18 protein-coding genes are annotated in these 18,783 nt (G+C 42.8%); 10 read left to right on the top strand and 8 right to left on the bottom strand.

From position 1 onward, the window contains the following. Nucleotides 1-72 precede the first annotated feature (72 nt). From DXD68_RS18670 to DXD68_RS18655, 4 genes are all read right to left on the bottom strand, one after another. A complete protein-coding gene (locus DXD68_RS18670) occupies nucleotides 73-1,632 on the bottom strand; it encodes a DUF4435 domain-containing protein (protein WP_122363008.1) in 1,560 nt (519 codons plus the stop codon). 134 nt (nucleotides 1,633-1,766) lie between these two features. Then, nucleotides 1,767-3,248 (bottom strand): proline--tRNA ligase, encoded by a 1,482-nt coding sequence (gene proS, locus DXD68_RS18665; RefSeq protein WP_122363007.1) that lies wholly within the window; start codon nucleotides 3,246-3,248, stop codon nucleotides 1,767-1,769. A gap of 75 nt (nucleotides 3,249-3,323) precedes the next feature. Then, the gene (locus tag DXD68_RS18660) at nucleotides 3,324-3,947 is read right to left on the bottom strand and encodes a DUF6563 family protein (protein ID WP_147383009.1); all 624 of its coding nucleotides are present in this window, start codon (nucleotides 3,945-3,947) and stop codon (nucleotides 3,324-3,326) included. Nucleotides 3,948-4,042: 95 nt separating this feature from the next. Continuing rightward, nucleotides 4,043-5,314, bottom strand: coding sequence for a phosphoglycerate kinase (locus DXD68_RS18655; protein ID WP_075557873.1), 1,272 nt, complete (start codon nucleotides 5,312-5,314; stop codon nucleotides 4,043-4,045). A 322-nt stretch (nucleotides 5,315-5,636) separates the two neighbouring features. Between DXD68_RS18655 and DXD68_RS18650 the strand changes: the two genes are divergently transcribed. From DXD68_RS18650 to DXD68_RS18640, 3 genes are read left to right on the top strand one after another with little or no spacing between them, the layout of a single operon-like run. Beyond that, entirely contained in the window at nucleotides 5,637-6,791 is a 1,155-nt protein-coding gene (locus DXD68_RS18650; protein WP_199715759.1) for an NEW3 domain-containing protein, read from the top strand. Nucleotides 6,792-6,794: 3 nt separating this feature from the next. Beyond that, nucleotides 6,795-7,535 carry an ABC transporter ATP-binding protein gene (locus DXD68_RS18645; protein ID WP_075557871.1) on the top strand — a complete coding sequence of 247 codons (741 nt, stop codon included), beginning with the start codon at nucleotides 6,795-6,797 and terminating at the stop codon, nucleotides 7,533-7,535. Continuing rightward, the gene (locus tag DXD68_RS18640) at nucleotides 7,528-8,484 is read left to right on the top strand and encodes an ABC transporter permease (protein WP_122363005.1); all 957 of its coding nucleotides are present in this window, start codon (nucleotides 7,528-7,530) and stop codon (nucleotides 8,482-8,484) included. Before DXD68_RS18645 ends, DXD68_RS18640 begins: the two co-directional genes overlap by 8 nt. Before the next feature lie 77 nt (nucleotides 8,485-8,561). Here DXD68_RS18640 and DXD68_RS18635 read toward each other — a convergent pair whose 3' ends face one another. The 3 genes from DXD68_RS18635 to DXD68_RS18625 form a co-directional block, all read right to left on the bottom strand. Continuing rightward, entirely contained in the window at nucleotides 8,562-9,029 is a 468-nt protein-coding gene (locus tag DXD68_RS18635) for a hypothetical protein (RefSeq protein ID WP_122363004.1), read from the bottom strand. 31 nt (nucleotides 9,030-9,060) lie between these two features. Beyond that, the gene (locus tag DXD68_RS18630; RefSeq protein ID WP_122363101.1) at nucleotides 9,061-10,137 is read right to left on the bottom strand and encodes a GNAT family N-acetyltransferase; all 1,077 of its coding nucleotides are present in this window, start codon (nucleotides 10,135-10,137) and stop codon (nucleotides 9,061-9,063) included. Nucleotides 10,138-10,298: 161 nt separating this feature from the next. Then, nucleotides 10,299-10,814, bottom strand: a complete 516-nt coding sequence (locus DXD68_RS18625; protein WP_075560016.1) for an outer membrane beta-barrel protein — start codon at nucleotides 10,812-10,814, stop codon at nucleotides 10,299-10,301. Nucleotides 10,815-10,964: 150 nt separating this feature from the next. Here DXD68_RS18625 and panB point away from each other — a divergent pair, with 150 nt between their 5' ends. Both panB and DXD68_RS18615 read left to right on the top strand, forming a co-directional pair. Next, nucleotides 10,965-11,792: a 3-methyl-2-oxobutanoate hydroxymethyltransferase gene (gene panB / locus DXD68_RS18620; protein ID WP_075557868.1), complete on the top strand. Its 828-nt coding sequence runs from the start codon at nucleotides 10,965-10,967 to the stop codon at nucleotides 11,790-11,792. 189 nt (nucleotides 11,793-11,981) lie between these two features. Then, the gene (locus DXD68_RS18615; protein ID WP_122363003.1) at nucleotides 11,982-13,313 is read left to right on the top strand and encodes a cobyrinate a,c-diamide synthase; all 1,332 of its coding nucleotides are present in this window, start codon (nucleotides 11,982-11,984) and stop codon (nucleotides 13,311-13,313) included. Here the strand turns inward: DXD68_RS18615 and DXD68_RS18610 are convergent. Continuing rightward, complete coding sequence (locus DXD68_RS18610) at nucleotides 13,306-14,013, bottom strand: DNA alkylation repair protein (RefSeq protein WP_122363002.1); 708 nt, start codon at nucleotides 14,011-14,013, stop codon at nucleotides 13,306-13,308. The two genes, DXD68_RS18615 and DXD68_RS18610, sit on opposite strands and share 8 nt — an antisense overlap. Nucleotides 14,014-14,114: 101 nt before the next feature. Here DXD68_RS18610 and DXD68_RS18605 point away from each other — a divergent pair, with 101 nt between their 5' ends. The 5 genes from DXD68_RS18605 to DXD68_RS18585 all read left to right on the top strand — a co-directional run bounded on the left by DXD68_RS18605 (nucleotide 14,115) and on the right by DXD68_RS18585 (nucleotide 18,746). Continuing rightward, the gene (locus DXD68_RS18605) at nucleotides 14,115-14,609 is read left to right on the top strand and encodes a hypothetical protein (RefSeq protein ID WP_122363001.1); all 495 of its coding nucleotides are present in this window, start codon (nucleotides 14,115-14,117) and stop codon (nucleotides 14,607-14,609) included. 19 nt (nucleotides 14,610-14,628) lie between these two features. After that, entirely contained in the window at nucleotides 14,629-16,257 is a 1,629-nt protein-coding gene (locus tag DXD68_RS18600; protein ID WP_122363000.1) for a flotillin family protein, read from the top strand. Between the two features lies 1 nt (nucleotide 16,258). Next, entirely contained in the window at nucleotides 16,259-16,831 is a 573-nt protein-coding gene (locus tag DXD68_RS18595; RefSeq protein WP_122362999.1) for a cob(I)yrinic acid a,c-diamide adenosyltransferase, read from the top strand. Nucleotides 16,832-16,988: 157 nt separating this feature from the next. Continuing rightward, nucleotides 16,989-17,591, top strand: a complete 603-nt coding sequence (locus DXD68_RS18590) for an RNA polymerase sigma-70 factor (protein ID WP_122362998.1) — start codon at nucleotides 16,989-16,991, stop codon at nucleotides 17,589-17,591. A gap of 90 nt (nucleotides 17,592-17,681) precedes the next feature. After that, the gene (locus tag DXD68_RS18585) at nucleotides 17,682-18,746 is read left to right on the top strand and encodes a FecR family protein (protein ID WP_158585909.1); all 1,065 of its coding nucleotides are present in this window, start codon (nucleotides 17,682-17,684) and stop codon (nucleotides 18,744-18,746) included. Nucleotides 18,747-18,783 lie beyond the last annotated feature (37 nt).

Here is an 18,783-nt window from a genome sequence, read left to right as displayed (position 1 = left end):
CAGTTAATGTCATTATATCAATTTGCAAAAGAACAATTTTTTACGGACTTTTTCCGCATTTTTGATAACTTTTTATGTCCCTAAAGATTCTTTGATAGATGAGCGGATCACTTCTGCATCTTCTTTATTTTCCTTTAATATAGAAAGGATGAGGTTCAGGTAGCTTTCTTTGTTGCTGATTCCACAAATGTTACACAGGCGGCTTTGCGGGAGCATTCCTTTCTGATTGTACACGCGGAGGATATTTTTGTAATCACCCGTTTCGGTGTATTGGATAAATTTATCTTTTATACCGCTGTATATCTCATCCACATGCACGTTGAAGCGGATGCTTTCCACATGCTCGGTTAGTTGCTCGACGGTCGTTATTTTACGGTCGACAGTTGTTTCCAGTTTCCGGCGGACACGGTGTTTGGCATGCAGAATCACCTGGCTTTCCAGATCTTTCTCGAACAGCCTGATCACATTTTCCTTTACCTGCCCGAAGACTTGTTCGGGGTCTCTCATCAGGCGGCGGGCAACTGTTTTGATGACCGGTTCAAGCATTAGCAGGTTCTCTACTTCAGCTACGTCGGGAACGAAGATGTGCTGGTCACGCAGATAGTCTATCTCTCCCTGTGTACGACGATCACGGTCGACGATGCCCATCGATTCCAATGTGTGGAAATCCTGCAACTGGCGGAAAGCTTTTGTCGTTTCGATCACTTTTTGGCAGCCTCCCATCGGTTTGACCATAAAGTCGGGGAAGATAAGCGGGTAGAGACGGTTGTCGATGCTGTTGGAATCGGTACCTTCGATAAAGAGGATTGGCTTGCGACTTCCGAGTATATCGATATAGACCTCTTCGGGAAGACTGTCGTTGCTTTCTATCAGCTGATAATCCCAAACGTGGGCATCGGCATTGTAATCCCTGATCCATATCCGTTTGCCTTCCGGGCGGGAGGTGGTGAAATCGATATCATGAGTCAGATAGACGTATGTACAGTCGGGGCGCAGAGCTTCTATCTCATCCCACAATAGGTTTTTGATCGAGTTATGAAGTAGTATTTCCGGTTCTTCGATGATCAGTAATTCACCCGGATTGGCGCATAGCACGGCTCCGATCAGATAAAAGACAATCTTTTCTCCGTCGCTCATTCGACCAGCTGTATAGGAATTGCTGTCACGGCTGGTTGAAGCGAGTTCGATGAAGCCGGACTTTCGTACCAGCCGGTTATGTGGGAACATCTTTTCCCAGATCGTCTGTATCTGGTCGATCTTGGTAACGGGTGGGGGAAGGTCCGGATGCAGCTTGCATGCCTCTTTATAGTTTACTGCTGCTTCAAACTCTTCGCTTTGTAGGCGGAGAATCAGTTTCTCATAGTCCGATAGCCGGGGCATGAAGATACGTTCTGCTATCATTGACTGCATACGGGCCAGTTCGTTGCCTTCGGACGGTACTGTCTCTTCGTTGCTGCATAAGAACAACGAATGCATTCCCGATATCTTTTTTGCATTCTCTGCATAGCGTTCCAGCAAATCTCTGCCGAACGAACTTTTACCGGCTCCGTTGGCTCCGATTACGACCAGCACTTTTGTTTCTAGCACAGTCGGTTCCAAAGCGTTCAATTTGGTGGGGAGAATCAGTTCCATACAAGTACAGCTTATTTTTCTCCCAAAGGTAATTAATTTATTCGTATTCTGTCATTCTTTTTGTACTGATGGAAAACAAAAAGAGGATATACTTCTGCAAGCATATCCCCTCTCTATAGTTATATGTATTTTGCTTAGTAAGCTCGTGCAAACAATACGCGTTGTGCGGAAGGTTTGCCGGTAACCATACATTTACCCGGTGTCTTGTCTCCTTCCAGAGGGATACAACGGATAGTTGCTTTCGTCTCGTTCTTGATCAACTCTTCTGTTTCAGGAGTACCGTCCCAGTGAGCCATGATGAAGAGACCTTCTTCGATCTTTTCCTTGAATTCCTCGTAAGTGTCGACTGTGACCGTGCAAGCTGTACGATGGTCGAGTGCTTTCTGGAAGATGTTCTGCTGGATTTCTTCCAACAGGTTCTGTACGTATTCTTCGATACCGTCGCAAGTGATGGTTTCTTTTTCTAACGTATCGCGACGCATTACTTCGATCGTGTTGTTTTCCAGGTCGCGTCCACCCATAGCCAGACGTACGGGAACACCTTTCAGTTCGTATTCGGCGAACTTCCAGCCTGGTTTCTTATTATCTGCATCGTCGAACTTAACGGAAATACCCATCTTCTTCAGCTTGGCAACGATACCGCTCACCTTTTCGCTGATCTGTGCCAGCTGTTCGTCGTTACGGTAGATCGGAATAATTACAACCTGGATAGGAGCGAGGTGCGGAGGCAATACCAAACCGTTATCATCCGAGTGAGACATGATAAGCGCACCGATCAGACGGGTAGAAACCCCCCATGAAGTTGCCCATGCGTAGTCGCTCTTACCTTCTTTGTCGATGAAAGTAACGTCGAATGCCTTACCGAAGTTCTGTCCCAGGAAGTGGGAAGTTCCTGCCTGCAATGCTTTTCCGTCCTGCATCATAGCTTCGATCGTATAGGTATCCAAAGCTCCTGCAAAACGTTCACTGGCAGACTTTACGCCTTTAACGACCGGCATAGCCATATAGTTTTCGGCAAAGTTTGCATATACTTGCTGCATCTTCTTTGCTTCGATCTCTGCTTCTTCGCGGGTTGCGTGAGCGGTATGTCCTTCCTGCCACAGGAATTCGGCAGTACGAAGGAACAGACGGGTACGCATTTCCCAACGCATTACGTTTGCCCACTGGTTACATAAGATAGGCAGGTCGCGATAAGACTGGATCCAATTGCGGTATGTATTCCAAATGATTGTTTCTGATGTCGGGCGAATGATCAGTTCTTCTTCCAGTTTAGCTGCCGGGTCAACAACTACACCTGTACCGTCGTGATTCGTTTTCAGACGATAATGTGTAACAACTGCACATTCTTTGGCGAAACCTTCTACGTGTTCGGCTTCTTTGCTTAAGAATGATTTCGGGATCAACAGCGGGAAGTAAGCGTTTACGTGTCCTGTTTCTTTGAACATATCATCGAGGATACGTTGCATTTTTTCCCAAATAGCGTATCCGTAAGGTTTGATAACCATACAGCCACGTACAGCAGAGTTCTCTGCTAAATCCGCTTTAATAACCAGATCCTGGTACCACTGGGAGTAGTTTACACTTCTCTTGGTCAGTTCTTTCAGCTCTTTTGCCATCTTTCTTTAATTCTATGTTATTTTCAATGATTCCAAATAATATCGCGCAAAGGTACAAAAATATTTAGAATGCGATTACAGGCTTTGTTTATTTAGCTGATTGATTTTCTGCAAATACTTATGTATAATTTCAATATGTTCTTTGAGAGCTTCCTTTCCGTATTGCTCCAGTAAATCGGGATAATTTTTAAGAAGTGTCATCATCTTTTCGGAGCCAACTTTATCCAGTTCTTTCGTTGCTGGATCCATTTCGTAATAAACGCGGGAAGAGGCTTCATTGGCAGCTTGAACGGCACCTCCAATAACCCCGAATGCTGCAGCAGCACTCGGACCAACCGAGATTGCATAGAAATAAACTTTTCCCTGACAGACTATTGCAGGGGCAAACCAGGCTCCGATAACGCGTTTTTTGAATTTCAATTTTCGACAGTTTACGTATAGAGAATCATTGACCTCTATTGCGTAAATTTTTGTTTTAATTAATTTGTCAGTCTCTTTATCTCCGTTGTATATTTTATAGTCAGCACCTCCGGACATGAATATCTGGTTCTTGGTCCGTTTTTCAACAATCACGCTTAATGTTGTATCATAGTTTCCATTTAATAGATCGGTAATACTGTTGTACGATTTACATGGTTTCTGGGCAAAAAGACCTTGCGTAAGCAGGAAAAGGCATAAAATAAGATAAGTTGTTCTCATTGTATATCGAGTTAGATTGAATTAGGGGCGAAATATAGAAATAAAAAGGCAACCTTAAAATAAGATTGCCTTTTTATAATATTGAAAATTAATTCTTATTTGTACGGTTCGCCTTTAACAGCAGCGATACCCGGCAGAACTTTACCTTCGATAGCTTCCAGCAAAGCACCACCACCTGTAGATACATAAGATACTTCGCTTGCAATACCGAACTTGTTAACGCAAGCAACAGAGTCGCCACCACCAACAAGAGAGAATGCACCGTTCTTAGTAGCTTCAACGATAGCGTTACCTACTGCACGAGAACCGTCAGTGAAGTTTTCGAATTCGAATACGCCTGTAGGACCGTTCCAAAGGATAGTCTTAGATTTCTTGATAACGTCAGCGTAGATTTCGATAGTCTTAGGACCGATGTCAAGACCTTCCCATCCGTCAGGAATTTCGTTAACGTTAGCAAATTTAGTATTTGCGTCGTTGCTGAATGCGTCAGCGATCTTAGCGTCGACAGCCAATACCAGGTTTACACCTTTTTCTTTTGCTTTCTTCATCAGGTCAAGAGCCAGATCCAGTTTGTCATCTTCGCAGATAGAGTTACCAATCTTGCCGCCCATAGCCTTAGTGAAAGTATAAGTCATACCACCTGTTACGATCAGGTTGTCTACCTTGTTCAGCAGGTTTTCGATGATTTCGATTTTAGAAGAAACTTTAGAACCACCCATGATAGCGGTAAACGGACGAGCGATGTCGTTCATTACTTTTTCTACAGCTTTTACTTCTTTTTCCATCAGGTAACCGAACATCTTGTGGTCAGCATCGAAATAATCAGCGATCAGCGCCGTAGAAGCGTGAGCGCGGTGAGCAGTACCGAATGCATCGTTTACATAGCAGTCAGCATAAGAAGCCAATCTCTTTGTGAATTCTTTCTGGCTTTCTTTTACTGCTTTTTTAGCAGCTTTCTTTTCGTCGTCTGTTGCATCTTCTGCCAGACCTCTGGGTTTGCCTTCTTCTTCTGCATAGAAACGAAGGTTTTCCAGCAATAAAGCTTCGCCCGGTTGCAGAGCAGCAGCTTTAGCACCAGCTTCTTCACCAATACAGTCGTTAGCAAACTGAACTTCTACGCCCAGTAATTCAGATACACGACCCAAAATATGTTTCAGTGAAAATTTATCAGTAACGCCTTTCGGACGACCCAGGTGAGAACCTATGATTACACTGCCACCGTCTGCCAGGATCTTCTTAAGAGTAGGAAGAGCGGCACGAATACGGGTGTCGTCTGTGATGTTGAAGTTTTCGTCCAATGGAACGTTGAAGTCAACTCTTACAAATGCCTTTTTGCCGGCAAAATTGAAATTGTCAATTGATTGCATAACTCTTGTATTTAAATTTCTGTATAAAATGTCTTTCTTAGCGCTCGCAAACTTACACAAAAATATTTTATTTCAATGTTACATTTGCAGAATAATTCGGTCTGTTTAGCATACAAATGGCTTCTTTTAGGGTTGTCTATATATAATGTATAGGAAAGGTTCATTTGTTATCGCATCCTTAATAGAGCTTTACTGGATTAGGAAAGAAAATGCTTGTACGATAGTTTTTTTTTAATTCTTTTAAAAGTATCTAATACTCTCTGTATATATATTTGCCTCCGGCTAATAAGTAATCATTTTTGTATACTCTATAAAAATCATTATGAAAATGCAAATTAACTGTTTAAACCTATTATTTGTACTGTTATTGGGGATAATCCCTTGTAGTAAAGTCCACGCTGATGATTCTGAAAAGAGCGTGATGTTGTACACTCCCTACACAAAGATAGCGGTTCCGCCGGGGGAGTCGATCGATTACAGTATTGACGTCATTAACAAGAGTGACGAAGTGAAAAACGCAGCTATCTCTGTCGAGGGAATGCCTCGGGGATGGAGTTATGAAGTAAAGTCCGGAGGATATTCGATCAGCCAGCTTTCGGTCCTTCCGGATGAGAAGAAGAATTTTTCCCTGAAAGTGGAAGTGCCGGTGAAAGTGAATAAGGGTACTTATAATTTTACGGTTTCGGCCGATGGCATGGCAAAACTTCCGCTTACCATCACTGTTTCCAAACAGGGAACTTATCAAACTGATTTTACAACAACTCAACCGAATATGGAGGGTAACTCCAAATCTACTTTTACCTTTAATGCAACGATTAAGAACCGTACTGCGGAACAACAGCTTTATGCTTTGACGGCTGAAGTGGAAAGAGGTTGGAATGTGGTGTTTAAGCCTAATTATAAGCAGGCGACATCTGCACAGGTGGAACCGAATGCGACTCAAAATATAACGATCGATGTCAATCCGCCGGCAAATGTAGCAGCAGGAACTTATAAAATCCCCGTTCATGCATCGACTGGTTCTACTTCTGCCGATTTGGAACTGGAAGTAGTCATCACCGGTTCCTATGAAATGGAACTGACGACACCGAGGGGATTGCTTAGTTCGGATATAACGGCTGGCGATACCAAGCGGATAGATCTGGTAGTAAAAAATAACGGTTCCGGTGAGTTGAAAGATGTAACATTTTCAGCAAGCAAACCGGTAGACTGGGAAGTCTCTTTCGATCCTGCCAAGGTCGTAAAACTGGGGGCAGGACAGAGCACAAATGTGGTGGCTATCGTAAAGGCTTCCAAAAAGGCGCTTCCGGGCGATTATGTTACAAAAATGGAAGCAAAGACGCCGGAAGTTAATGCTACTGCAGATTTCCGTATCTCCGTAAAGACCCCGATGGTTTGGGGATGGGTCGGTGTATTTATTATAGTGGTAGTATTAGGTGGTGTGTATTATCTGTTCCGCAAATACGGAAGGAGGTAAGCCATGTGCCAGCATGTTATCGAACTAACCGGCTTGACAAAGAAGTACGGAGGTTTTACGGCAGTGAACGATTTGAATCTCACTGTTGAGAAAGGTGATATATTTGGTTTGCTTGGCCCTAATGGTGCCGGTAAATCAACAACTATCCTGATGATGCTCGGACTGACCGAACCTACTTCCGGGTCAGTAAAGGTCTGTGGTATAGATTCGACTACCCACCCGATAGAGGTAAAAAGGAAAGTCGGTTACCTACCCGAAGACGTAGGTTTTTATGATGATATGACCGGAATAGAGAACCTGGTTTACACGGCTCAGTTGAATGGTATTCCTAAAAGCGAAGCGATACAGAAAGCGGAGCAGCTACTAGACAGGGTGGGCTTGACTAATGAAGGAAAGAAGAAAGCCGGGAAATATTCCCGGGGTATGCGTCAGCGTCTGGGACTGGCGGATGTGTTGATAAAAGAGCCGGAAGTAATTATTTTGGATGAACCGACATCGGGAATAGATCCGTCCGGTGTACGCGAATTTATGGATTTAATTCATCAGTTGAGCCATGAGGACGGTTTGACGGTCTTATTCTCTTCCCATCATCTGGATCAGGTTCAGCAGGTTTGCAACCGGGTCGGGTTATTTAGCGGTGGTAAACTACTGGCTGATATCAGGTTGGCCGAGTTGCAAAAAGAAGAACATGCGCTCGAACATATTTATAATCGTTATTTCGAAGGAGGTAAAGATCATGAATAGAATATATCATCCTTTTTGGGTAATCGTAAATAAAGAAGTCTCCGACCATGTGAGAAGTTGGCGGTTTATCATTCTGATCGTCATAATTGCGTTGACTTGTATGGGATCGTTGTACACAGCCCTTACTAATATCGGTGCTTCTATTAAACCGAATGATCCGGATAATGCATTCCTGTTTCTGAAGCTGTTTACCGTATCAGATGGGACGTTGCCCTCCTTTGTCGTATTTATCAGCTTTTTAGGGCCATTGTTAGGAATCGCCCTCGGATTCGATGCGATCAATTCGGAGCAAAACAGGGGTACGCTTAGTCGTATCCTGTCACAACCGATTCATCGGGATTATCTGATCAATGCGAAGTTTGTGGGAGCTTTGATCGTGATAGCGATTATGCTGTTTTCGTTAGGCTTTTTGGTGATGGGTTTTGGGTTGATTGCTATCGGTATTCCGCCAACGGCAGAAGAGTTTCTGAGGATGGTGTTCTTTATTATTGTCAGTATCTTCTACGTGGCCTTTTGGCTGAATTTGTCGATATTCTTTTCCATACAATTCCGTCAGGCGGCGACTTCTGCATTGGCTTGTGTGGCAATTTGGTTGTTTTTCAGTGTTTTTTATAATATGATCATTAATCTGATAGGAAAAGCACTCAGTCCTTCCGGATTTGCCAGCGATTATCAGATAATCAGTTACCAGCGCTTTATGCTTAATCTGTTACGTTTCGCACCGAGCCAGTTGTTCAGTGACGCAACGACCACATTGCTGATGCCTTCTGTCAGAAGTCTGGGGCCGTTGACTATGGAACAGGTTCATGGAGCTATTCCCAGTCCGTTGCCTTTAGGACAGAGCCTGATGGTTGTCTGGCCGCAATTGACCGGGCTGATTGCGGCGACGGTTGTTTGTTTCGCTTTATCATATGTATCTTTTATGAGGAGAGAAGTTCGTTCCCGGTAATTTGATAAATTAGAAAAGGCTCTTATCCGATGTCGGGATGAGAGCCTTTCTTTATTCATTGTATATCTACCTTTTGGTTATACGGCTTCCAGCTTAAAGCGCAGGCGTAATCTTCCGTCTGCATAATCATAGTTAAGCAGTTTGAACCGTCCAATTTCGGAGGTATTGCCGACGTGGGCGCCAATGCATGCACAAGTATCGTAATCTCCAACACGAACGATACGTAGTGTCTCGCTGGCATCTTCCGGTAATTTGCTGAGATCGACAATGGCACCGGCTTCCGATTTCGGGATAAAGTCGACTGTTACAGGTAGATGTTGATCTATCACTTCGTTTATCCGTCGTTCTACTTCTGCCATCATTTCAGCAGTAGGCGCTTCTGACAATTCATAATCGCACTTGCTCTTTTTTCTTTCTATATGGGCGTTCCTGGAACGGGGACAACCGAACATTCGGACCATCGTCTGGTTAAGAATATGTTCGGCCGTGTGCATAGGTGGATACTCGGCTTTGTTGTGATCGTTTAATTGAATTTCTTGTTCCATAAATAAATTGAATATCTCTGTTTTTGATTATTTATTCTGCAATATCCTTTTTCAAAAGGCTATATACATTAATATCTGTGTATTCACCGTTTATTAAAAGTTCACCGTCGCGTTCCGTTCCTTCTTGTTTGAATCCTAAGCGTTGGGGAATGGCATTGCTGGCTGTATTGCCTATGGCACATCTTATTTGAATACGATTGAATCCTTTTTCACAGAGAGCTAACAGGCATAAATGATGTACGGCTCGTGTCACAAGACCTTTTCCTCTGTATTCAGGAAGTAGCCAATAACCTATTTCCGTACGATGGTTGGCACGGTCTGAGAAATGAAAACCGATCAGTCCGCAAATACTTTTCCCTTTCTCAATCATATAGACGATATCCCGTTCTTCATACGGAACCTGTAACGAAGAGGAAAGGAAGTCTTGTTCATCGCCAACACTTTTCAGGCCATCGACAAAAGGTAGCCAGGTCCGTAAGTCGTCACGATTTTTATCTATTGCATCGAAAATGATTCCGGCATCTTCGTAAATAGCTTCACGGATGGTATAACCCGGAACACCGAAAGACGAGACATGAGGATAAATACATTTCTCGAATGCTTTCCTTATATTATTGCCTCTGTAACGAACTTCTCCTGTATATTGGAATCCCAGCGAATCGATCAGGTGAAGCATATATTCATTGTCGTAATTTGTGTCGACGCGAAAGTTATAGATTCCTTTCTGACGACTGACCTCTTCAGCTTCCAGCATAAAACGTTTAGCCATTCCCTGACGTTTCATTTCGTCGGCAACAGCCAAACGATGGACAATCATATAAGGTAATTCATTCGTCCATTTTCCATCGATATCCTTATAAACAGGTTCTCCGTCAAAAGAGATAACACCGTATGCAACCACTTTATTTCCTTTGCAGAAGACATAACCGTTGCCGATCTTAATGTCTTGACTGATCGTTTCGAGAGCCGGATAGCTTTCGTCCCATTGGTGGCTGTTGAGCCGGCGCATTTGTTCTTTTGCTTGTCCGATAATAACCCAGATACGTTCGATATCTGTTTCTTCAGCTTTTCTGAATAGTAAGTCTGAAGCGATTTTCCTGTTGTCCATAGTATACTTATATTTCAGCAGATGCAAATATAATGATATATTTCGGGCAATCGGATATTTTTTGAAGAAGTAGGGGGAGGGAAGAAGGAGGATGTGCCAAAAAGACGACATCTGCGTCCGGTTTATTTATTTTGACACATCTTCCGTAGTTACTTGATCGATTAAAATTCGTAGTGGAAACCGAATGTCAGGTCTTCAGAACTCAAGCTGATACCGGATGTACTGTTGCCATATTTGTAATCATCGCGGTAACCTGCAAATCCGTATTTAGTAACGAATGTAAGGTTCTTGCATATCTCAAGAGCGATACCCGGCTTAATACCGATTTCAAAGCCGTTGACACTGTCGTTGCTTTCTTTTTTATAAGTAGAAACACCTACACCACCATCCACGAATAAACGGACAATACCTTTTTCAAAGAAAGAGAAACGTGCATAAGGAGCAAAATTGAATGCGTTAGCCTTTAACTCGCCATTCTTGAAATGAGTATAACCGATTTCTGCAGCGATAGCCCAGGTCTTGTTCAGGTTATAACCGACTTCAGGGGCGATAGTAAAATTGGTGACATCTGCGTTCTTGTCGTGAGTCAGATTGAAAGAACCACCTACATAAACCTGTGCATCAGCACTGACGATTGCCATAAATGCAACCACCAAAGTAAAAATCAACTTTTTCATCTTTGCTTGTATTTTAAACGTTAAATGTAAACGGGCGCAAAGATAAACAAAAATAAACATATGTTGTACGACATAAATATTTTATTGTTTGTCTTGCTTATTACAGAATATCCTTAACTTTGCCGCCGTAACAATTAACAAAAAAGCATTATGTCAGTTGCAAAGAGGGATTTAGATGATACAAGAAAGGTGACTACACATCGCCTGATGGAAATGAAACAACGTGGAGAAAAAATATCCATGTTGACAGCTTACGATTATTCAATGGCTAAACTGATCGATCAGGCAGGTATGGATGTTATCCTGGTCGGAGATTCTGCATCGAATGTGATGGCCGGAAATGTAACAACGCTTCCTATAACACTGGACCAAATGATTTATCATGGTAAATCTGTTATGAAAGCCGTTAATCGTGCATTGGTAGTAGTAGACCTGCCTTTCGGTACCTATCAGGGTAATTCGAAAGAGGCTTTGGCTTCCGCTATCCGTGTCATGAAGGAAACACATGCCGATTGTATTAAACTGGAGGGAGGAAGTGAAATAAGAGAATCTATTGAACGCATCCTTTGTGCAGGTATACCTATAATGGGACATTTGGGTTTGACTCCGCAGTCTATCAATAAATTCGGTACTTATACAGTTCGTGCCCGTGAAGAAGCTGAAGCACAGAAGCTGATTGACGATGCTCACCTTTTGGAAGAGATCGGCTGTTTTGCCATCGTGTTGGAAAAGATTCCGGCAGAGTTGGCAGCACGTGTCGCTTCTGAGCTGACTATTCCTATTATCGGCATCGGTGCCGGTGGAGGTGTAGACGGCCAGGTTTTGGTTATGCATGATATGCTGGGTATCAACATGGGATTCTCTCCGCGCTTCCTTCGTAGATATGCTAATATCGGCGAAGAGATCACTCGTGCCGTACAGGCTTACATCGAGGATGTGAAGACACAGGATTTTCCGAACGAAAAAGAGCAGTATTAATACTGATTGAACTTATAAGAAGCACGTGTTTCGTGCTGTTGATTCTGTTTTGCCACCGTGATGGCAAATGTCTGCCACTAGGATGGCAGAACATTGCCATTACGGTGGCAGGACTCTGCCATCCTAGTGGCAGAATCGTTCGCTTAGCATAAAAGCTTTCCTTTATTATTGATAAATATCTTATAGATCATGAAATCGCACCTTTTAATAGGAGCCGCTTCCTCGGGAAGTGGAAAGACAACATTTACACTCGGACTACTTCGGGCATTGAAGAACCGGGGAGGGGAAGTCAGACCCTTTAAATGCGGACCGGATTATATCGATACACGCCACCATAAGATGGCCGCCGGTTCTCCTTCTGTAAATCTGGATAGTTTCATGATGTCGGAGCAACATATAAAGGAACTGTATCGGCATTATATTTCCGAAGCCGATTATGCAGTGACCGAAGGAGTGATGGGGCTTTTTGACGGATACGACGGAATGAAAGGCAGTAGTGCTGAAATAGCAGGTCTGTTGGGTATTCCGGTCATACTGATTGTCAATGCAAAGAGTACGGCTTACTCTGTCGCTCCATTATTATATGGATTCAAAAACTTCCATAAAGAACTTAATCTGGTTGGTGCGGTTTTCAATTTTGTCGCTTCGGAGAATCATTATTCTTTTCTGAAGCAGGCATGTCTCGATGCCGGGGTGGAAGCGTTAGGATATCTTCCTAAACAAGCGGATGTAGAGATTCCCAGTCGCCATTTAGGTTTATCATTGGATGAGGCATTTTGTTTCGATACGTTTGCCGATCGTGTAGCAGATTTGGTGGAAAAGCATGTCGATATAGACCGGCTTTTGGAGCTGACGGCTTATCAGTCTGATTCATCGGCTTCTCATCTTCTTACTCAATCAGGGGAAAATACGCTGCCTTCCTTAAGAATATCGATTGCCAGGGATGCCGCTTTCAATTTTGCTTATGAAGAGAATATCCGGTTGTTGCATCGATTAGGTAAGGTTACCTTTTTCAGTCCTCTGAAAGATACGACATTGCCGGCGTCTGATTTTGTCTATTTACCCGGAGGATATCCTGAATTATATTTATCTGAGTTGTCTTCCAACCAGTCAATGCTCCGGTCAATCCGACAATATGTGGAAGCAGGAGGGAGGCTGTTGGCGGAATGTGGCGGAATGATGTATTTATGTAATGAGATAAGATCGATAGAAGGAACTGCTTACCCGATGGTTGGCCTGTTCAATCAGTCGGCCACTATGGAACAGATGAAGCTTCGCCTGGGATATCGTACCTTACATTATAAAGACTATACAATGAAAGGACATGAATTTCATTATTCCCGTGTCTTGCCCTGCGAAGAACATCTTGCTTCAGTTGCTACCGCGCAAACGGCAAAAGGAGTCTCTGTCGATACTCCACTTTACAGGTATAAGAACGTGCTGGCAGGTTATACACACCTGTATTGGGGTGACAATACGAATAATAAATGGTTTATAGACTATTTGAACGGACTTATTTAGCCATAGCCTGTACTTTCAGTTCTTTGGGCATTTTCTCGATGGCATATCTTAATGAGGTACGGGGCATAGTTGCTTTTTTCGACATCACATAATCGAATACCTCTTCCTGATGAGCTTCGCTGGCAGCTTTCAGCATCCAGCCATATCCTTTTTGTACCAGATCGTCCGGGTCGTAAAGAAGAATATCTGCGATCTCGAAAATATCTTGCAGGAACATCCCTTTCCTGGCAGGAATAATCAGGGTAACGGCAGCCGCACGTTTGGTCCAGCGGTTATCCGACCGTGCCCATTCTTTCAATCGGGATATATAGTCCGGATACATTTCAAGGAATGTCCCGACCGTATGATTGCATAATGTGTCGCAGGATGCCCAATTGTTGACATACGAGTTTACCCATTTTTCAAATACGATGAAGTCTTCCGGTTGGTATTGTGTATGAATATAGTAAGACCAGTTACATGCAATGTATGATTCCTCCGAATAACCGGATTCCCACAGTGCTTCACATAAAGAAAAGATTTCGTTCTTAGGAAGTTCTTTGATCGACGTGAAAAGTTCTTTACTGATCTTGTTGACAAGAGGAACCTTTACGCCATGATACAGGATCTTTTCTTTGAAGAAGTTCTGGGCATTGTCACGAGTCTTTTCGTCTATGTTTTCAATGAGTGCCTGTTGTACTGTTTCTATGATTGTTTGCATAAGGTAGTCTTAATAATTTACTGCAAACATACATATTTTTATTATATATGCCGGTTTTATCGAAATAATCCTTATTTTCGTGAACACTAATAATTCATACCATGGTCAATACTATTTTTCTCGGTATCGCAATAGTTGCTTCAGCTATATTTCTGATACAGTTTATCATGTCTATCTTTTTCGGTGACCTGGATACAGATACGGATATCGATGCAGATCTTAGTAGTGCCGTATCATTCAAAGGTTTTACTCATTTTTGTATCGGCTTCGGTTGGTATATGTATATTGCTAAAAGTACATCCATATCGACTTTCCTGATCGGTATACTGATCGGATTGGCTTTCGTTTTCGTCTTATGGTTCCTTTATAAAAAAGCCTATCAGCTTCAGAAAGAGAATAAACCGGAGAAGACGGAAGCCCTTGTAGGTCGTGAATGTTCGATTTATGCACAAGACGGTGTTCGTTATTTCGTGCAGGTAGCTCAGAATGGAGCCTTGCGTGAGGTGGAAGTTCGTTCCCTGGAAGGAAAGAAGTATCAGACCGGAGACCGTACGATTATCTGCAAAGTAGAATCAGGAACAATTTATATACAATAACAAACTCAAGGATTAAGTTATGACACAGGAAATGTTAATTATGGTAGCCATTCTGGTAGTGGTTATCATCCTTTCTTTTATCGGAATATTATCCCGGTATCGTAAATGTAAGAGTGATGAAGTGCTGGTAGTGTATGGTAAGACATCCGGTGAGAAATCCGCTAAACTTTATCATGGTGGTGCCGCTTTCGTTTGGCCTATCATTCAGGGTTATGAGTTCCTTTCCATGAAACCTCTTCAGATAGACTGCAAACTGACCGGAGCCTTGTCTGCCCAAAATATCCGTGTGGATGTTCCGACAACCATTACGGTGGCGATCAGTACCGACCCCGAAGTGATGCAGAATGCGGCCGAACGTCTGTTGGGGTTGCAACCGGAAGATAAACAGAACCTTATTACCGATGTCGTGTACGGTCAGATGCGTTTGGTTATTGCCGACATGACAATCGAGGAACTGAACTCCGACCGTGATAAATTCCTGTCTAAGGTACGCGACAATATCGATACGGAGCTGCGCAAATTCGGTCTTTACCTGATGAACATCAACATCAGTGATATCCGTGATGCCGCCAACTATATCGTTAACCTCGGTAAAGAAGCGGAAAGCAAGGCTTTGAACGAAGCCCAGGCAAATATCGAAGAACAGGAAAAGCTGGGTGCCATCAAGATTGCCAACCAGATCCGTGAACGTGAAACGACTGTTGCCGAGACGCGCAAAGATCAGGATATTGCGATTGCTGAAACCAAGAAACAACAGGAAATTTCTGTGGCTAATGCCGATAAGGAGCGTATCGCACAGGTTGCCGTAGCCAATGCAGAAAAGGAATCGCAGGTTGCCCGTGCCGAAGCCGATAAGAATATCAATATCGAAAGAGCGAACACTGATAAGGAAAGCCGCGTGGCTGAATTGAATTCCGATATGGAAATCAAGAAAGCCGATGCCGGAAGAAAAGCAGCCGTAGGACGAAACGAAGCAAACAAGGAAGTGGCGAAGTCGGATGCCGAACTTGCCGTAACTCAGGCGGAAGCCAATAAACAGGCCGGTGAAGCAGCAGCCAAATCGGAAGCCTCTGTACAGGCTGCCCGCGAAATTGCACAACGTGAAGTGGAAGAAGCGAAAGCCAAAAAGGTAGAATCTGCCCTGAAAGCACAAAAGATCGTGCCGGCTGAGATTGCCCGTCAGGAAGCGATCCTGCAAGCTGAAGCTGTTGCCGAAAAGATGATCCGTGAAGCTGAAGCGAAAGCAAAGGCAACATTGGCACAGGCCGAAGCCGAAGCAAGAGCTATCCAGATGAAACTGGAAGCCGAAGCCGAAGGTAAAAAGAAATCGTTGCTTGCTGAAGCCGATGGTTTCAAGGCGATGGTTGAGGCTGCCGAATCGAATCCGGCTATCGCTATCCAGTATAAGATGGTGGATCAGTGGAAAGAAATAGCTGGTGAGCAGGTGAAAGCTTTCGAACATATACAGCTGGGTGATATCACTGTCTTTGACGGTGGTCAGGGTACAACCGGTAATTTCCTGAATCAGTTAGTTAAAACAGTGGCTCCGAGTCTGGGCGTATTGGATAAATTGCCTATCGGTGACACTGTAAAAGGAATCATCCATCCGGAAGAAAAAGAAGAAAAGAAAGATACAACGAAGAAGTAATATGAGAATTTATACCAGAGGAGGAGATAAAGGCCGTACCGGTATCCACGGCGGCGAACGGGTAGACAAAGACGATATCCGTATCGAAGCGAACGGTACACTCGATGAAGTAAATGCACAAATCGGTATCGTGCGGGCTTTATTGCCTTCTGAACATGAATGGCAGGATGTCTTGGGTAAGATACAACGGGAACTGATGGTAGTAATGTCGCATGTAGCGACCCCGTCGGCTATCCGTGATAAGAATCCGAACAGTCTTTCGGAAGACCTGGTGTCTTTCTGTGAGCAGCAGATAGATGCCCTGACAGCACAGATGGAAGATAACGGATTTTTCATCCTTCCGGGAGGAACATTGATCTCCGCCCATCTGCAACTGGCCCGTACGATTGTCCGTCGTGCCGAACGTCGTTTGTGGACGTTGAACAGGCAAGATCCCGTTGAAGAGATTATCCTTCAATTTACCAATCGCTTGTCCGATCTACTCTTTACGATGGCACGGTACGAGATGTTCCGCCAGGATCATACCGAGGAGCGATGGAATTCTTTCTTGTATAAGAGAAAAAAGAAAGAATGATATTCGTTTTTGTTTTGCCATAAGTTTCAATAGTTTCAAAAGTGATGCCGCGATTATAATCAGGTGTCACTTTTGGTATAAAGAAAGTATTGTGTAAGTTTGTTTACTTTTTTATACTCAGGAGATCGTTTGTTACCTTATAAATTTAATTGAGCGAATGGATAAACTTGCTTCTTATATGATTGAATCAATTCGATCGGGGGATATTAAATCTTTCGAAATTGTATTCAAGACTTATTATAATCGTTTATGTATTTACGCTAATGGTTATATTCATGATTCGGAACAGGTAAAACTCATTGTGAATGATGTTTTTATCAATTTATGGGAGAAACGTACTGATTTAAGAATAGAGATATCCCTGGATGGATATTTATACAAAAGCGTTCGTAATCATTGCATCAATTATTTACAGAGGGAAAAGAAGAAGACAGAAATGATTTCTTCTGATTTGGATATTATACTCTCTGATGAAAATGCATCATATCATCCAGTTTCCGACGATTACCCTATGGATCTTCTTCTGGTGGGGGAGTTGGATGAAAAAATAAAAAAAGTAGTGGAAACTCTTCCTCCCCAATGCCGTGAAATATTTATTCTTAGTAGGATTGAAAACTATTCGAATGAAGAAATTGCTAAAAAACTTAACTTATCGGTGGGTGCTGTTAAGTCGCAAATATTTAGGTCTTTAACTAAATTGAGGAAGGAGCTGTCAGACTATTTTCCATATCTTATTTTAATAATTCATCCTTTTTTGTAAAAATAATCCATCTCTTTGTAAACCGGAATAAAAAATGTGTGTCATTCTATATAGAGCACAACAAATATGTGCGCATCATATAGAATAGACATGGAAGATAAAAATAATATACCGGATCACATCAAACAGTTATTGATCGATTATCTGTCAGGTACTCTTTCCGGAAAGGACAGAGACCGTTTAGAGCATTGGATGAAGGAAGCTCCGGAGCACCGGAATCTAGTGAAAGAAATAAGTGGAATCTGGCAAGTATCCTCCATTTTGAAAGATAAACCGGATTTTGATGCCAATGAGGCCTGGACGAATGTGTTGCAAGCAATTTCTGTAAAGAAGAAAACTCCGGTATTTTCTATTATCCGCCTGAAACCCTGGCTGCGAATAGCAGCGATGCTAATTCTGGCATTTTCGTTAGGTATTATCAGTAAAGGTTATTGGGAAAAAGATACCTCCGATGTTACAATGCTGGTCGAAATGTCGACTCCCGATAAATCCAAAGCCTATATAACATTGCCTGACAGTACGCGTATATGGCTTAACTCCGGATCGAATGTCCGGTATTCAAAGAATTATGGTGTAAGCGAACGTGATATTCAACTGGAAGGGGAAGCTTATTTCGTTGTGGCAAAAAATAGGGAATTGCCTTTTATTGTTCATACTTCCGGAATCACAGTTCAGGCTTTAGGTACTATGTTTAATGTCAGGTCGTATCCGGAAGATAATAAAGTGGAAACAGCATTGGAGGAGGGATCCGTGTTGTTAACGGCTCACTCTGTCGATGGAAAAGAAGTCACTTCAGTCACATTGACTCCCAACCAGGTTGCTTCCTATCTGAAAGGGGAGAATCACTTTACGGTAGAGAATGCTCCTTCAGCTCAATATACTACCTGGAAAGAATCCCGATGGACTATAAGAAAAGAACCATTGGGGAATTTCTTTAAAATGCTGGAAAGCCGGTACCATGTAACTCTTACTTATCCGGCAGATAAATTGCAACAACATACATTTAGCGGAACAATTGTAGATGAAACTCTTGAAGAAGTTTTGGATATGGTGAAACTAACATCTCCTATTGACTATTCTATGGATAATGGACAAGTGATTATAAAGATGAACCTGAAACAACAGGAGAAATTTGAGAAATTAATTAAACAATAAAATAAAGGAGGACTGCCTATGGGGAATGTATGAATGT

The organism is Parabacteroides sp. TM07-1AC, assembly GCF_003480915.1.
Taxonomy (GTDB): domain Bacteria; phylum Bacteroidota; class Bacteroidia; order Bacteroidales; family Tannerellaceae; genus Parabacteroides; species Parabacteroides chongii.
The sequence above is the reverse complement of the archived record's forward strand: the minus strand, read 5'-3'. Positions and strand labels throughout refer to the sequence as shown.

Excerpts from the sequence above, each read along its gene's own strand:
- DXD68_RS18670 (WP_122363008.1), bottom strand. The coding sequence starts at position 1,632 with ATGGAACTGATTCTCCCCACCAAATTGAACGCTTTGGAACCGACTGTG.
- proS (WP_122363007.1), bottom strand. The coding sequence starts at position 3,248 with ATGGCAAAAGAGCTGAAAGAACTGACCAAGAGAAGTGTAAACTACTCC.
- DXD68_RS18660 (WP_147383009.1), bottom strand. The coding sequence starts at position 3,947 with ATGAGAACAACTTATCTTATTTTATGCCTTTTCCTGCTTACGCAAGGT.
- DXD68_RS18655 (WP_075557873.1), bottom strand. The coding sequence starts at position 5,314 with ATGCAATCAATTGACAATTTCAATTTTGCCGGCAAAAAGGCATTTGTA.
- DXD68_RS18650 (WP_199715759.1), top strand. The coding sequence starts at position 5,637 with ATGAAAATGCAAATTAACTGTTTAAACCTATTATTTGTACTGTTATTG.
- DXD68_RS18645 (WP_075557871.1), top strand. The coding sequence starts at position 6,795 with ATGTGCCAGCATGTTATCGAACTAACCGGCTTGACAAAGAAGTACGGA.
- DXD68_RS18640 (WP_122363005.1), top strand. The coding sequence starts at position 7,528 with ATGAATAGAATATATCATCCTTTTTGGGTAATCGTAAATAAAGAAGTC.
- DXD68_RS18635 (WP_122363004.1), bottom strand. The coding sequence starts at position 9,029 with ATGGAACAAGAAATTCAATTAAACGATCACAACAAAGCCGAGTATCCA.
- DXD68_RS18630 (WP_122363101.1), bottom strand. The coding sequence starts at position 10,137 with ATGGACAACAGGAAAATCGCTTCAGACTTACTATTCAGAAAAGCTGAA.
- DXD68_RS18625 (WP_075560016.1), bottom strand. The coding sequence starts at position 10,814 with ATGAAAAAGTTGATTTTTACTTTGGTGGTTGCATTTATGGCAATCGTC.
- panB (WP_075557868.1), top strand. The coding sequence starts at position 10,965 with ATGTCAGTTGCAAAGAGGGATTTAGATGATACAAGAAAGGTGACTACA.
- DXD68_RS18615 (WP_122363003.1), top strand. The coding sequence starts at position 11,982 with ATGAAATCGCACCTTTTAATAGGAGCCGCTTCCTCGGGAAGTGGAAAG.
- DXD68_RS18610 (WP_122363002.1), bottom strand. The coding sequence starts at position 14,013 with ATGCAAACAATCATAGAAACAGTACAACAGGCACTCATTGAAAACATA.
- DXD68_RS18605 (WP_122363001.1), top strand. The coding sequence starts at position 14,115 with ATGGTCAATACTATTTTTCTCGGTATCGCAATAGTTGCTTCAGCTATA.
- DXD68_RS18600 (WP_122363000.1), top strand. The coding sequence starts at position 14,629 with ATGACACAGGAAATGTTAATTATGGTAGCCATTCTGGTAGTGGTTATC.
- DXD68_RS18595 (WP_122362999.1), top strand. The coding sequence starts at position 16,259 with ATGAGAATTTATACCAGAGGAGGAGATAAAGGCCGTACCGGTATCCAC.
- DXD68_RS18590 (WP_122362998.1), top strand. The coding sequence starts at position 16,989 with ATGGATAAACTTGCTTCTTATATGATTGAATCAATTCGATCGGGGGAT.
- DXD68_RS18585 (WP_158585909.1), top strand. The coding sequence starts at position 17,682 with ATGGAAGATAAAAATAATATACCGGATCACATCAAACAGTTATTGATC.